Source organism: Pseudoalteromonas sp. BZB3, assembly GCF_040104455.1.
Classification (GTDB): domain Bacteria; phylum Pseudomonadota; class Gammaproteobacteria; order Enterobacterales; family Alteromonadaceae; genus Pseudoalteromonas.
Genome location: NZ_JBECOS010000017.1, coordinates 1 through 13,226 on the forward strand (window position 1 = coordinate 1; position 13,226 = coordinate 13,226).

21 protein-coding genes and 1 pseudogene are annotated in these 13,226 nt (G+C 35.9%); 18 read left to right on the top strand and 4 right to left on the bottom strand.

The genetic code is table 11. From position 1 onward, the window contains the following. A pseudogene (locus ABMY35_RS18400) lies at nucleotides 1-103 on the bottom strand (IS110 family transposase); the annotation flags it as partial. 97 nt (nucleotides 104-200) lie between these two features. Between ABMY35_RS18400 and ABMY35_RS18405 the strand changes: the two are divergent. The 18 genes from ABMY35_RS18405 (at nucleotide 201) to ABMY35_RS18490 (ending at nucleotide 11,211) form a co-directional block, all read left to right on the top strand. Then, entirely contained in the window at nucleotides 201-494 is a 294-nt protein-coding gene (locus ABMY35_RS18405; RefSeq protein WP_349287537.1) for a hypothetical protein, read from the top strand. A gap of 97 nt (nucleotides 495-591) precedes the next feature. Beyond that, the gene (locus ABMY35_RS18410) at nucleotides 592-1,041 is read left to right on the top strand and encodes a hypothetical protein (protein WP_349287538.1); all 450 of its coding nucleotides are present in this window, start codon (nucleotides 592-594) and stop codon (nucleotides 1,039-1,041) included. 632 nt (nucleotides 1,042-1,673) lie between these two features. Beyond that, nucleotides 1,674-2,120 (top strand): energy transducer TonB, encoded by a 447-nt coding sequence (locus tag ABMY35_RS18415; RefSeq protein ID WP_349287539.1) that lies wholly within the window; start codon nucleotides 1,674-1,676, stop codon nucleotides 2,118-2,120. A 103-nt stretch (nucleotides 2,121-2,223) separates the two neighbouring features. Continuing rightward, nucleotides 2,224-2,487, top strand: a complete 264-nt coding sequence (locus ABMY35_RS18420; RefSeq protein ID WP_349287540.1) for a hypothetical protein — start codon at nucleotides 2,224-2,226, stop codon at nucleotides 2,485-2,487. Between the two features lie 468 nt (nucleotides 2,488-2,955). After that, on the top strand, nucleotides 2,956-3,654 hold the full coding sequence (locus tag ABMY35_RS18425; RefSeq protein WP_349287541.1) for a hypothetical protein: 699 nt from the start codon (nucleotides 2,956-2,958) through the stop codon (nucleotides 3,652-3,654). A gap of 126 nt (nucleotides 3,655-3,780) precedes the next feature. Then, the gene (locus tag ABMY35_RS18430; RefSeq protein WP_349287542.1) at nucleotides 3,781-4,206 is read left to right on the top strand and encodes a VOC family protein; all 426 of its coding nucleotides are present in this window, start codon (nucleotides 3,781-3,783) and stop codon (nucleotides 4,204-4,206) included. A 321-nt stretch (nucleotides 4,207-4,527) separates the two neighbouring features. Beyond that, nucleotides 4,528-4,863: a hypothetical protein gene (locus tag ABMY35_RS18435; protein ID WP_349287543.1), complete on the top strand. Its 336-nt coding sequence runs from the start codon at nucleotides 4,528-4,530 to the stop codon at nucleotides 4,861-4,863. 62 nt (nucleotides 4,864-4,925) lie between these two features. After that, nucleotides 4,926-5,345 (top strand): hypothetical protein, encoded by a 420-nt coding sequence (locus tag ABMY35_RS18440; protein ID WP_349287544.1) that lies wholly within the window; start codon nucleotides 4,926-4,928, stop codon nucleotides 5,343-5,345. Between the two features lie 103 nt (nucleotides 5,346-5,448). Next, the gene (locus ABMY35_RS18445) at nucleotides 5,449-5,598 is read left to right on the top strand and encodes a hypothetical protein (protein WP_349287545.1); all 150 of its coding nucleotides are present in this window, start codon (nucleotides 5,449-5,451) and stop codon (nucleotides 5,596-5,598) included. Between the two features lie 39 nt (nucleotides 5,599-5,637). After that, a complete protein-coding gene (locus ABMY35_RS18450) occupies nucleotides 5,638-6,162 on the top strand; it encodes a thioredoxin domain-containing protein (protein WP_349287546.1) in 525 nt (174 codons plus the stop codon). Between the two features lie 62 nt (nucleotides 6,163-6,224). After that, nucleotides 6,225-6,713, top strand: a complete 489-nt coding sequence (locus ABMY35_RS18455) for a GNAT family N-acetyltransferase (RefSeq protein WP_349287547.1) — start codon at nucleotides 6,225-6,227, stop codon at nucleotides 6,711-6,713. A 214-nt stretch (nucleotides 6,714-6,927) separates the two neighbouring features. Beyond that, nucleotides 6,928-7,251: a hypothetical protein gene (locus tag ABMY35_RS18460; RefSeq protein WP_349287548.1), complete on the top strand. Its 324-nt coding sequence runs from the start codon at nucleotides 6,928-6,930 to the stop codon at nucleotides 7,249-7,251. 445 nt (nucleotides 7,252-7,696) lie between these two features. Next, nucleotides 7,697-8,356 (top strand): DUF6058 family natural product biosynthesis protein, encoded by a 660-nt coding sequence (locus ABMY35_RS18465; RefSeq protein WP_349287549.1) that lies wholly within the window; start codon nucleotides 7,697-7,699, stop codon nucleotides 8,354-8,356. A gap of 169 nt (nucleotides 8,357-8,525) precedes the next feature. Next, nucleotides 8,526-8,858, top strand: a complete 333-nt coding sequence (locus ABMY35_RS18470) for a DUF6419 family natural product biosynthesis protein (RefSeq protein WP_349287550.1) — start codon at nucleotides 8,526-8,528, stop codon at nucleotides 8,856-8,858. Next, nucleotides 8,855-9,604 carry an MBL fold metallo-hydrolase gene (locus ABMY35_RS18475; protein ID WP_349287551.1) on the top strand — a complete coding sequence of 250 codons (750 nt, stop codon included), beginning with the start codon at nucleotides 8,855-8,857 and terminating at the stop codon, nucleotides 9,602-9,604. Before ABMY35_RS18470 ends, ABMY35_RS18475 begins: the two co-directional genes overlap by 4 nt. A 33-nt stretch (nucleotides 9,605-9,637) precedes the next feature. After that, nucleotides 9,638-10,063 (top strand): hypothetical protein, encoded by a 426-nt coding sequence (locus ABMY35_RS18480; RefSeq protein WP_349287552.1) that lies wholly within the window; start codon nucleotides 9,638-9,640, stop codon nucleotides 10,061-10,063. A gap of 44 nt (nucleotides 10,064-10,107) precedes the next feature. Next, complete coding sequence (locus ABMY35_RS18485; RefSeq protein ID WP_349287553.1) at nucleotides 10,108-10,746, top strand: DUF2268 domain-containing putative Zn-dependent protease; 639 nt, start codon at nucleotides 10,108-10,110, stop codon at nucleotides 10,744-10,746. Nucleotides 10,747-10,821: 75 nt separating this feature from the next. Further along, a complete protein-coding gene (locus ABMY35_RS18490; RefSeq protein ID WP_349287554.1) occupies nucleotides 10,822-11,211 on the top strand; it encodes a hypothetical protein in 390 nt (129 codons plus the stop codon). Between the two features lie 173 nt (nucleotides 11,212-11,384). Here ABMY35_RS18490 and ABMY35_RS18495 read toward each other — a convergent pair whose 3' ends face one another. The 3 genes from ABMY35_RS18495 to ABMY35_RS18505 all read right to left on the bottom strand — a co-directional run bounded on the left by ABMY35_RS18495 (nucleotide 11,385) and on the right by ABMY35_RS18505 (nucleotide 13,178). Next, the gene (locus tag ABMY35_RS18495; RefSeq protein WP_349287661.1) at nucleotides 11,385-11,981 is read right to left on the bottom strand and encodes a 2OG-Fe(II) oxygenase; all 597 of its coding nucleotides are present in this window, start codon (nucleotides 11,979-11,981) and stop codon (nucleotides 11,385-11,387) included. 143 nt (nucleotides 11,982-12,124) lie between these two features. Next, on the bottom strand, nucleotides 12,125-12,589 hold the full coding sequence (locus tag ABMY35_RS18500; protein WP_349287662.1) for a low molecular weight protein-tyrosine-phosphatase: 465 nt from the start codon (nucleotides 12,587-12,589) through the stop codon (nucleotides 12,125-12,127). Between the two features lie 37 nt (nucleotides 12,590-12,626). Next, a complete protein-coding gene (locus tag ABMY35_RS18505) occupies nucleotides 12,627-13,178 on the bottom strand; it encodes a helix-turn-helix domain-containing protein (protein WP_349287555.1) in 552 nt (183 codons plus the stop codon). Between the last annotated feature and the right edge of the window lie 48 nt (nucleotides 13,179-13,226).

Consider the following 13,226-nt stretch of genomic DNA (forward strand, 5'->3'; position numbering starts at 1 on the left):
GAGACAATGTTTTTCTGAGAACAACCTTTCCATGAGCATTCATTCCCACAAGAGAGAATGTATTTTTTGCTAAATCGATACCAAGTGTTTTAATGTTATTCATGATGGATTCCTCTTATTTGAGTGTCGCACCTTAAACATGGCACAAGTGCCTAGAAAGGGGGAGTCCATCTCATTCGTTAGGTAACATGGGAGATATAGTGCTCAACGAGCTTTGGTACGAACACTCTAAAATGGCCTTTCCTAAAGTGCTTGGTGGTAAAGAGATTAATGGGGTTTGCGTTACCACTTTAGACGCTAAAGTTGCAGGGTGCATTGATTCCTATGTAAAAAGTGGTAATGGTCAGCTAACTATTACACATTATCAGTTGTTGGAAGCTTCGAAAGGTAACTTAGAGTCTATCTTAAAATACTTAGATGCTGAGTCTTTAGAGTATTTTCGTCGTCTCCACAAAATCTGTAGTTTGGTAACTGCAGAGGCAAGTGTTACCTAACAAATTAATTAAACAATGGACGCAAAACAGCAGGCCAATGCTCTTTCGCCGCTAATTTTAGCCTCTTTTTTTTATCAGTTGGGCATAAAGGAATGCTATGAGAAAAATTATAACTATATTGACATTATTATTTACTACCGTGACTTATGCAGAAAGTGAGATTGAATTAAAAAAAGCATTGAATTCACACTTTAATATGGATGAAGTTAATTATGAGTTTGCTTTTGTTGATTTAAACAATGACGGTATAAAAGATGTTTATGTTTACCTTAACGACAGAAACTGGTGTGGCTCAGGTGGTTGCACATCATTTGTTTTTGTTGGTACTAAAGAAGGCTTTAAATTTCAATCTAAAGTTATGATCACTAAAAAGCCGGTATTAGTCTCGCCGATTAAAAATAAAGGGTGGAGCAATTTAGTGGTGACTACTGGCGGCGTTGGTCAAGTCGTTTTAAATTTTGATGGTTTTGAGTACCCATTAAATCCTTCTATGCAACCTAAAGTCTCCGAAAAAGAAGTCCGTAGCTCTAGAATAATTTTAAAATAGCGCAATAAAAAATCTATAAAATGGAGTTTAATTAATGAAGGGGGAATATAAAACAGTTCATTTCAGGTACCAAGGTTTATTTTAGTCAAAAATTGACGCACAAGCCTTACAAGATGATTTAAATAGTTTGGGCAATAATGGCTGGGAGCTTGTTGAACTAGAGTTCAATATGGGTAGTTTAGACAAAAATACTGCAGCAATTGCTATTTTAAAACGACCTAAATAAGGTAAATGGATTTATATTACCTGTGGCTAAACAACAGATGGCAAGTATTAGCTAAACGATAAGTCGAGTCGGAGATTAATGTTTATATGAAAAATGGACATCCTAAGAATCATAAATCTAATGGTATTGTTGATTTGTTTACCCCTCACACTGAATTGGCGTTGTTGAGCTCAATGCGAAAATCTAAGACTTTAACAATAATTGTTTTAGTTTTTGTATTAGCGGTTATCGGTTTCTTATTTTTCTTATTAAGAATGGTTAAATAAATATTTTCCCCTGAAACTTGCGGGGTAAATTATAAAATTAACAACCTTTTTGATATGTTAAATTCAGTAGATTTTTATCGCTTATTTTGAGTTAGTGCTGATAGCCCTTAAAATAGAATAATAAAACCAAGGAGAGAGCAGTGCATAAGTCTTACTTAATAATTCCTCTAACATTTGCTTTGGCAGCGTGTTCATCAACACCGGAAACTGAACAAGTTCAATCGAATTACCTAGATTTGTCTGCGAAAAAACAGGTCAAACTTGTTGAAGAGTATTGGACTGTCGTTAAAAGAGTTGAACCAAGATATCCGGTCTCAGCAGCCAAGAAAAATATATCTGGTTGTGTTGACTTGATTGTTGGCATTGATCAAAACGGAAAGGCTAAGGGTTATAAAGTACGCTCTTCATTCCCTAAAGGCGTTTTTGATAAGAATGCCGCGGCAGCATTAACTAAATGGAAGTGGAAAGCGACTGAAAAAAATAAGGATAGTATTCCTGTCTTAACTTCTGTTCGTTTGGACTTTACGACAAGTAGAAACCCAACTGAAATTGAATATCTTAAAAATTGCCCAGCTCGTAAAATTTAATAATAAAAAAAACGCAATAGTCGTTAAAGTAAAAGTACGAACAAAGCCTAGTTGATTTTGTTCGTATCCAGTAAATTGTTGATAACTATTTTAGTAGTTATTTATGCCTGATAAGAATATGGAGTTTAATTTTAAAATGGATAAAAAAAGTTTCAGTGAAGTATCAAAAGCATTCGGAATTGGATTTGCGTTTGGTGTTGGGATCGTAAGTCTTCTTTTAGCTATATATTCTTTAGTTCAAGATTACTCAAACAGTCACCTGCAAACGAAAACCTTATTTTACTTAATTACTGGTATTTCTTGCATTTATTTAGGCATTTGTTTTAAAAGGTCTAAAAGAAAAACGTTTGAAGAGAAAGGCAGTTAATAGGCTTTATTCAAAATTAGCAATTCTCACAGCGTCTATTTTTTAAACAAAAGCTTTTAAGACGGCTAAGCAATGCGCTTTAGGATATGTATGAACTTGTATTAAACAATCACATACAATTATCTTGGATAGTCATTTAAAAAGGTATCAAAGTGTCAGGTCTTGCTTTGTGCAAGCTTTGCACGGTTCAAGACCTGAGCCCACTATTTTATTGTCGCTGAGATCCTAATTTCCCGGTTAGCGCGACGTTAAAATTATATTCAAGAACAAGGAAAAATTCGAGAGGCTATGAGAAACAAACTTCAATATACCATTATTGTATCAATGCTAGCGTTTTTAGCATCATGTAGTTCGATAGAATCAAATAAGTCTCATTTTGTCGATGGGTCTTACAAGTATGCAACAGAATTAAGTTGCAAATCTCGAAATCCAAACAACATAAAATACTGTAGTTGCTTTTCTGAGGTGATGAATAAAATCTCACCCCATAAAATCAAGTCAATGGCTAACGACCCTTCTAAAACTAGCGAAGTAACCAAGGAAATCATTCAAATTATGATTTCTAATTCTAGACAACTAAATGAATGTGACAAATATAAAATCATATCAAAAACCATCCCAAAAGTTGAGGTTACAGGCCTAGCCAAAGAGGTCATAAATCATAATAAAGACAAAATACTAACTCCAGAATTATTGGATGACTTTGAACCATTGAATGAGAACATCGGTTATGAATTTGCGATGCATAAAAAAGGTGCTGATACTTCAAGAGCTGCGAAGTATAAGTTAACTAAGATTGAGCAAAATAAATACTTTTTTGATTATGTTTATTCAGACGGTAGAGTTTTGAAAGAGAAATACTATTGGGAAAAAGGGTTTAACTACATACAGATTGAAAAAGACGGGAAATATATATACAAAATTAGAACTGGACTGGAAAAGTGTAAGTTTGTTCTTGGAGCCTGCTCGTTCAAAACATCTTTTGGAAGAGTTCAGCATGTTTATACAGAATTTCGAGATGGTATTTGGTTTATTAGCTATCAAAGGTTTGGAAAGAAAATAGTAGATTTAAATATTTACGAAGTTAATGGTTTTCCGCTCTATGAATATCATTATGTAATGGGTAATAAAACACACTTGGAGACAGTTAGGATAGACAAATTTTAATAAGTGCCATCAACTGATTATCAAAGGGGTCAGGTCTTGCTTTGTGCAAGCTTTGCACGGTTCAAGACCTGCGCCTAATTTAATGTAACAGCTTCTGCACGGGGCGATAGTTTTAAGGAGAAAGTAATGAATCCAGCAATTAAAGGGTTAGGTGAAACGGTATTAAGAGTTCGAGATCTGGATAAAATGAAAGAATTCTACTCTAACATTATTGGTCTTGAACTGATCAAAGAGTTTCCCAAGGTGGCATTTTTTAAAATTGCAGATGGGCATGGTGGTCATACACAGGTAATCGGTTTATTTGCTGAAGAGTTACCCAGAGCATTTGTGAATGACAACATCGCAACAGTTGAATCAGCATGTTCTAGCCTGCATCATTTTGCATTGGAAATCTCATCAGAAGATTATTTAGCTGAAAAAACACGCTTAGAAAATGCTGGGTGTGAGGTTATCACCGCTGAACATACTTGGTGTCAGTGGAGGTCGATTTATGTCAAAGACCCTGAGCAAAATGTTGTAGAGTTAGTGTGTTACGATAATTCTGTTGTGTAACAGTATGGGCGAATTGAGTCATTGGGCAAATTTTACTGTGTTGTTTTGATTCGGCTACGAATTCAAAATCACTCAGTAAAATCTGCAGTGCTTAAAGCGTTCTATTAAAAAGGAGCTCCAACAAGTTTTAATTTTTTAGTGAACTTTGTATTTTTGACTATTTAGGGGAAGAGTCGTAAGTCGAAAATAATGATGAATAAACAGTCGAGAATGGAGTTTAGAAGAAAAGCTGAACTTAGGGGTTTTCTTAAACCTCAAGTAAAGTATTAGGGCCCTAGATATTCAATGTCATTTGCATGTTGTGAGTGTCGAACTTCTAAAATGCGCCAATTTAATGTTGCACCATATGATTATCCTAAGACCATTGAGAGCCCTATTTGTAAGGGAGTTGCGGTTAACTTAGGTCGCCATTTTAAACCCCCAAAAAAATCTGATTTAGCACAGTGGAAAAAGATTAAATTTTTAATTGAACATGGATTTGTATTTCAAAAAATTCGAACAACAAAAAATAGCTACGAAAGCGTTCCTTATCCAGAAACTCTTGCCCAAGCAGCAGAATTCGTAATACAGTATCGTCAATACGTGGTGCAATCGTCTTATCTAAAAGAAGATGAAAGCATTAATTTTGCGCAGTTGGACCTGTTTGTACCGCGCTAAAACTTAGAAAGCGACCTTTATTAAGTTACAAAGGTTTAATACACATAGGGAAATTTGGTTATATGTCTAAAACAGTTTCACAAAGCAAAAAAATCGCATTAGTGGTAATTCTTGGAGTTGCTGCAGCGGGTTATTATGGTTATTCAAAAGTTAGTTATGCTAAAACAGTAGCAAGTGAAATTAAGAAAATCACGCCTTTTAAAGATGAGCAACTCGCCTTAGACAGAGTTAGTGTGACAGATAAAAGTTTCACGTTAGCGTTAACAGTTTCGGGTATTACTTCAAATGAAACAAATATTGATCAGTTTAAATCTCACTATGATGAGGTGGCATTAGACTATATCTGCCAAAGCTCAAATTATGATGCTCAATTTGAAGAGGGCTATCACATAAGTATGCACATTAAATATCAGGATGAACCAGATAAGACGTTCAGTCGCATTTATGTATCTAAAGAGCACTGCTCAGAACTGAACATATAACACTAAACAGATGAATTTAAATCTGTTTGGTTAAGTTAACTCTGTGAATACGGTATTAGTTTAATGGTTCTATCCATTTCAAATGTACGCATAAGGGAAATATATGAAAAACAAAAGCCTATCTGACTTAAAACTCATCGCATATGCTGTACTCTTCTCTTCTGTAGTCTGTTTATTCTTTGCTAGGGGTTTTAAACTAGGTAAAACGACTGCGTTGAAGACGAACGCGAAGATAGCCGCAGCGAGCGAATAAAGAGTTAACATAAGCGGTCAGCCATAAAAGGAGAAAACATTGAGTATTGGAAACCACATTACAGGCAAGCTAAATAATATCGAATCGTTTATAGAAAATGCACCAATATATTTCTTACCTGTAAAAATTTTAGGTTGGATATTTCTTTTTTTAGCTCTGATGGTGACGAATTTACTTGCTATAGCCAAGTGGCCATTATCATCAATGTCCAAAAAGGTGAATAAGAAAGCTCAAAGTCTTAATGGGCCTTTGAATTTGTCTAGTGAAGATGAGTTAAGGAAAACCTTAGATTCGAATGAAATTGTCTTGTTGGATTTTTGGGCTCATTGGTGTGGCCCATGTTTGTTAATGAACAACACAATCAATGATTTTGCGAAAGAGAACGCCGACAGTATCACTGTGGGTAAAGTTGATGTTTCATTAAACTCAACATTAAGTAAGCAATTTGCCGTTAGGGGGTTACCCACAGTAATTGTTTTCCAAAACGGCGAGGAAGTCACAAGAAAAAGTGGTTCGTTAACAAAAATACAGTTATCGCAATTGATAGCACAAGCAAAAAATTAAGCGCTGACTTTAGCCTGATAATTTGCTCAGGTTAATCTCGCTGATATGCCGAAACAGAGCGTATGGATATTAGACTTATCGAAGATTCTCATTGGAATGATATCTTGGCAATTCAAGCTAAAGCCTATCATGAGGTCGATTTAGAAACGTTAGATGTTCTTAAGTCTAAACAAAGTGCTTCACCAGAAACTTGCTTTGTCTGTGTTTCAGAGCAGGGTGAGACTTTAGGTTATTTGCTGGCGCATCCGTGGAGTGAGTCTGAGCCTCCAAAGTTATTTGTACCGTTATTAGCTAATGAAAATAGTGAGTCTCTATACCTTCATGATATGGCTGTTAGCCCTCATTTAAAAGGACAAGGAATTGGCCGAGCAATGTTAGCGAAGCTAATTAAAGTTGCCCACTCTAAGGGAGTTAAAAATATAACCCTAGTGGCAATTCAAGGTGCAGATAGCTTTTGGTCTTCGCTGGGTTTTAAAGTAAGACTAGGGGCAAAGATATCTTCGACTTATGGTGAAAAAGCAGTTTTTATGGAGAGGATAATTGTGGCATAGCAGGCTTGCTTTCGGGAACATCATTGTGTTTCTTTGTAATTGCTGCACTTTGCTAGTCCGCCATTATCATAATTTAACCTTAGTCTGTTGTCTTTAGATAGCAGCATGATGAGCAAATAAGATGATAAGATCCACTTTACTATTTATTATTTTTCTATGTGGCCCCACATTCGCATCAAAACAAATTGAATCAAAGCAGAATTTTGAGAAGTTAATGCAAGGTGTTTGGGCCGAATCATATACAGATGACGGAAAGATATTGTCTTACATGACCTATCTCCCAGAGGGAAGATTTCATGCTTTTGGCTACCTTGATGATGATATACGAAGCTATTGGTTTGCTGATGGGGTTTGGAAAATGGTGGGTGATCAGAGCTGTATCGTATTTAAATTCGATTCGTTCGGAATTACAAATAAGGATGAATTAGACTGTGTCACTATATTATCGGTCGATGATAATACGCTTATTTATTATAAAAATGATAAAGATAAGTCTATTCATACTTTAAAAAGAATTTCTACAGGGTTCATTAAGTAAACACTCATCATAAGTTAATCAAATAATAGCGAAGAAAAGCTGATTTTTTGTCGCTCAATTTTTTAGCATGGGTATATAGTAAGAAGTCGTCTTGTTTTCTAAAGGAGTTGAAATTGATTTCGTTATGCAGGCATCTGAAATTCCTATTCTTAGGTTTTTTTTTATCACTAGTTCTGGGTTACATTGCCCTTGAACTTCTACCAAGTGCCTATACTGTATTACCTAGTTATTACTCTTCATTTGTTATCATCGGCTCATTTATTTTTGGGGTTGGTGGTGCTATCTACATCACATATATTAAGCGTTAAGTTCAAAAATAGGACTCAGCATTTATGAACAACATTTTAATGCGTTTAATCAGTGGCCCCAAAACTAATTAGCAATCATAATTTAGCTCGAACAGTACGCCATGAGAGCTAAAATTTTAAAATAGAATTATAAAACGATGGAATTAATCAAATACTTAAATGAGCATTTTATAACTAAAAGTGAACTACTCGAGTGTTCAAAAATTACAGAACAAGAGCTGAAACAATTTCAACACGAGGACTTGGTGCCCAAAGCGTCATATAAACTAGAATTAAATTTGGCAAGTAACTCGTTTTTTGGCTTACACAGCGAAAATCAAGAGCTTGAGTACTATGGTAAGGGCTATATCTCTTGGTTAGCGACCGTTAAAAGTTTAGAAAGCAATGAAGCCGTTTACTTAAATTTTGTTGAACGTTACAAAGCCGCCATAAATAGCTTAAAAGGTAAGGGGTACGCATCTGCAGATCATAAAGTGAATGAAGGTATGGATTTACATATTGAAGAAGAATGGTCTCATTTTCTAAATGGAATCTATGGTCTGTGTACTAAGTCTGGTTTGCCAGAAGATATCGCCGCAAAAGAGCTCGCTATACTGATTATTAATGAAATCATTGAAGCGCCTACCTTAGATGAGAAACAAAGAAAGCGTTTGGAAAGTGCAGTTAATCTTTTAGATTCAGTCAGTGCCTTGTTTGCACCGCATGAGAGATTAAAAAGCTCTCGTCATCGATTAGTGGATGAGATACGTCGCAAATACAAGCTTAAGTCAAAAGAGGTTAACAGTAAGCTTGTGTAAAAGAGCAGATTAATTTAATTTATTCTTCTAGCGCCTGTGTGATATTAATTAGTAATAGCACCTAATCATTTCAGGGATTTAAACCTGATAATAGCAAGGTTTTTTTGCCTCAAAATAGACAACTTAGTTAAGCAGATTGGAATAAAGGCGCATGTGCCAAGGAGGCATTATGTTTAGAGTAGTTATTGGGCTTTCTATTGTCCTTTCTTTTATATGCATGTTGTTAGCAGCAGCGCCTTTCACGCCAGCAATCAGTGTTTCATTTATATTTTTGTTGTTTGCTGGATTTATTGGTTACAAAGGTTTTTTTCAGTCGAGTATTGTTTTGTTATTAATTAATACTCTTGCTGTTGTAGGGAGCCCGAGTATAGATATATCGAATACCAGCACATTGGTTTTTGTATTGGTTGTCTTTGTTATTTCTTTTGGTGGTGTCTTTTTTGGAGTAAGGAAATTAAACGGGGCGCAAAGTATTAACAATGAATGTAGAAATAACGAATGAAGAAAATAAAAATAACTGAAGGTTTATACCAATTTCAATTTCCTCCTTTTGAAAACCAACACTTTGGATTTAACATTTATGCTTTGATAAATGGTCAAGAAGCGCTGTTAATCGATACAGCATTTGAGCAACATGCAAAACTGGTTCGCGAGGATCTAAGTAAAGAAGGCATTGAAATCACGAAAGTCGTTTTTTCGCATTTCCACCCTGATCATATTTCAGGTTTACCTGCACTTAATTCACCGGCTATGTATGGTAATGGGCTCTATAAAGCGTCACTTAATAAATATACACCGATAGAAAAACATCATTTCTTTGATGGAATGAATACTTTAACTGAGCGCTCTCAATTAACTTTTGGGTCGTTTAATTTGACATTCAAATTGGTTCAAGGCCACGTTATTTGTGGCATGTTTACCGTTATCAATAATCAGTTTGTGCATGTAGCCGATGATTTAATGACTTCAAATGAAGGAGCACCACTTTTGCCTTCTGTGCATGTTGATAATGCTAAGAAGCATTTTGATTCTTTAGAGCTTCTTAAATGTTATGCTTCATGTACTTTATTATTGTCACACGGTAATGCGTTATCTGGAGAGTCTGAAATCTTATCAGCCATAAGTGATAGACAATCTTACTTAGAAGCCATAACTAACAGTCCACAACCCATTTCGATAGATGCAGCGCTACAAGATACTCGTTGTGACTTTCTTCACAAAGAGTGGCATGAATATGTTTATCTTTAACGAGGGCAGCTCTCATCTTTATAGGTACGCGTAATGGTGTTTGAATTCGACAGAGTAAAATACCAAGTGATTGATGCCAAAATTAGTCTTTGTTTAGGTATATTGGTCATTTGGGCACTGATTGTGGAATTCTTAATTGGAACACATAGCATATTACTTTTAACTACTCTCATACCTTCAGTAATTTATTGGGCGCATAAGGGCTTATCAAGTGAAGCGTTTTTCAAGGAAAAACAAGCTCAAATCGTTAAAGTTGTCGATTCTAGGCTAATTATATTAAATCAGATAACAGGGTATGAATTTTCGAGAGACTTAAATAAAGTGAGAAAAGTAAAGTACAAAACTTTTTTAGGGTTTAGTATTGTCGTCGTTGAATTTACCAGCAATGAGTATTTTCAGTTCTTTTGCTATAAAAACTCAGAACACCTGTTTAGTTTATTAAATAAAGAACATTTTTAATAAACAGTGATTAAGGTTAACCCTCTTAAAATAATAATAATCCGATGCCAACAAATATTACGATTTTAAATGCTTCTGGAAAGTTTGATCATATTTTCAAATTATTAGAGTCTAAAGCACAGAGCTCATTGGTCGAGATCTCAAGCTACATAGCACTACCCGACATAGATATTGTTATCAGTCCTTGTAGTCAAAGTTACAAAACTAACAGCGGTATTCTTGGGTGTGTCAGCACGCCATACGTAGTTGATATTCTATTAGATACAGAGCGCGAAGATTTAGTTGATATTATCAACAATGAATTAACTTTGGTGATGGCGCATGAATTACATCACGTCATAAGGTCGTCAGTGACCGGCAAAGATGACACTTTGCTTCAACACCTAGTAACAGAAGGGCTGGCTTGTCATTTTGAAAGTGAGCTCAGTAATCAGGCTTCGTTGACGTTTTTTAATGATATAAAACAGTACGCTTGGCGAGATTTATATCAACAAATGCTGCCGCATTTATCAGATACTCAATTTGATTATACGATTTATTTTGGAGGGAAAGACCAATCGAAATTTCCTAATCGAGCAGGTTATTGGGTAGGTTTTAATTTAGTAGTAGAATATATTAAAAAGCATGGTGGTTGTGCTGTGACTCATGCACACATAAAAGCTGAAGAACTGGGCAGCATTTAAGTATAAAAGTCACTTTTAAAATATTATTTGCACTTACTTTTGTGCACACAAAGAGAGGTTAACTCAAGGATGAAAATGCAAGAAGCACATTTAGCAAATTTCAATAAAGCCTTTATAGAAAAGGCTGGATGGATTGTGGCTGGAAGTTCGCTAGCGCTATTGGGACTAATAATGGTTTTTAATAGCTCGGTATTGGCTTTAACGCTTGGTGCTTTAATTGGTATGATTTGGCCGTTTTTATGGCAAAAAGACTTTCAGTTTTTAAATCTCTTATTAGTCAACTTTTTGTTTGTTTTACCCTCAGTTTACTTAACGAATTCAACAGAGCAGGTTCATGTCACTTTTCAATTTATTCTGACTGTCATTGCGGTCTCGACTTTATGTTGGTTTGTCTTTAAATCTAAACTGGTTGCTTTTCTAAAGTTAAAAGAAGAGGGGGGAGTGGTTAAATACAAGGCGCTTTAATCTCTGATTTTAAAGTAAACGTTACCTAATCCAGGTGGGGTGAGGTAATGTTGAATTGATTAACTAGGAGTTATCGTGGCAGCTTTTTACAAATAAAACCCTTTAGTGGTGTTATTGAAATCCTTGTAAGAGCGCATTAGCGAATAAGGCACTCTTACAAAAAAGGTTAATATTTAACGAGGCGGGTCAATTTGACCATTTACACTGTTATTCACCCTAAACCAACCTGCAATCGAAAATCTTTCAGCCTTGGCTGGCAGGACTTCGTGAGGAAACTCGTCACTTAGAAACGTCACAAGCGTGCCAAAACTTGGCGAAACACGGGTAAGTTCTTTGTCGTGATCTTCACCGTCATAAATGACTAACTCTCCGCCATTTTCGGCTTGCCAATCTGGGTTTAAATACAACACAGTAGAGAGTAAACGGTTGGTTTGGCCCTTGAATGCATCAAGGTGCTTTTTGTAAAAAGCACCTGGCTGGTAGTGCGCAAAATGACATTCGTAGCTAAATAGTCCCATGAATAAACGCTTATTCATGTAAGCTTTTAACTCATCCATATAGTCTAGAAAGCAACCTTCAAGTGCGTTGCTATTATCTAACCAATGAATTTTGTCACTGCGAATGGTTTCATTCTTTTGATGATCATCTTTGCGACCGATACCTGCTTCATCAAACGTGTCGAAATCAAACTCAGCAAGACGAGATTTTAGCGCCTGAAGCGCAGGTAATTCTTGGTCTAGCGTTTGAATGCTGTAGCCTGTAAATTGCAAGTCTTGGGCAATGTTGGCAAAGAGTTCAGTATTATTGGTCACAAATTTGCTCATCTAAAAACAGTTTGGTTGCGTTGTACCACAGAAATATATCTTAGACGAGCATGAAATTTGATTTTATTGCGTTGGCTTAAGTTTTAACGCTATTTTTGTGTGTCTTTAATCGTTGCTAATAGTTTATCTGAAGCATCTTCAATCAAATCTAACACTAGTTCAAAGCCATCGCCAGCACCATAATAAGGATCTGGCACTTCATCATATTGGCTATCAGCGAAACTTAAAAATAGCTTAAGCTTGTGCTGATGTTCATTCGGACAACTAGCTTGAAGGTCTGCTAAGTTTTGCTTGTCAGCCGCTAAGATCAAGTCGAACTCTGTAAAATCACTTAGCTTAACCTTGCGAGAATATTGGCCCTTAAAGCTATAACCTCTTTTTTCACCCGCTTTCATTGAACGGTTATCGGGTTTCTCGCCACTGTGATAACCGATGGTGCCAGCAGAGTCTATGGTTAAATTTAACCCTAGTTCTTTAGCTTTGTGTTTCAGCACAGCTTCACCCGTTGGTGAGCGGCAGATGTTACCCATGCAAACAACTAGAATTTTTGAAATGTCAGCGTTCATCAAAGTCTCTCCCTAATAGCGGTGTTTATTCTAAAATCATTGTTTTACAAATAAAAGTAACAGGTTGTTCTATCATCTCAAGGTTTAGTTCATCTCGGTTGGGGTTACACTCCATAGCAAGGGCAAAACCATGTAAATAATCAACGAGCAAATGCAGCACGGTTTGTTGTGTGTCTGTATTTAAATTTAGTGACTCAGTTATACGCTCGAAACGTGCTGCGAAGACCTCGGCTGGGCCAATCATTTTACTGCTGAGTAAGGTTTGTAATAGCCCGCGATATTTATCAAGTATCGCTAAATAGCTTTTACTTAACTCGTAAATCTCTTGTTGCCAATGCAGTGATTGCGGGTCATGAATATCACAGATTAATGACACAGTCACAGCTTCGAGCAATGCATCTTTGTTTTTAAAGTAATGGTAAATGGCCATGGCATCGACATTTAATGCGGCTGCCAACCCCCGTATGCTTGGTGGCTTGCCTTTTTCAAGCATGAGTTGCTTTGCTTGGTCGATGATGATGTCTTGGCTTAACTGCTTTTGTGCTGGGCGGCCTCTTTTTGTTTGCTTGACACTCATCAAAATTTCTCTAATTATAAAATTAATTCTACGGTGTAGAATTTTAAT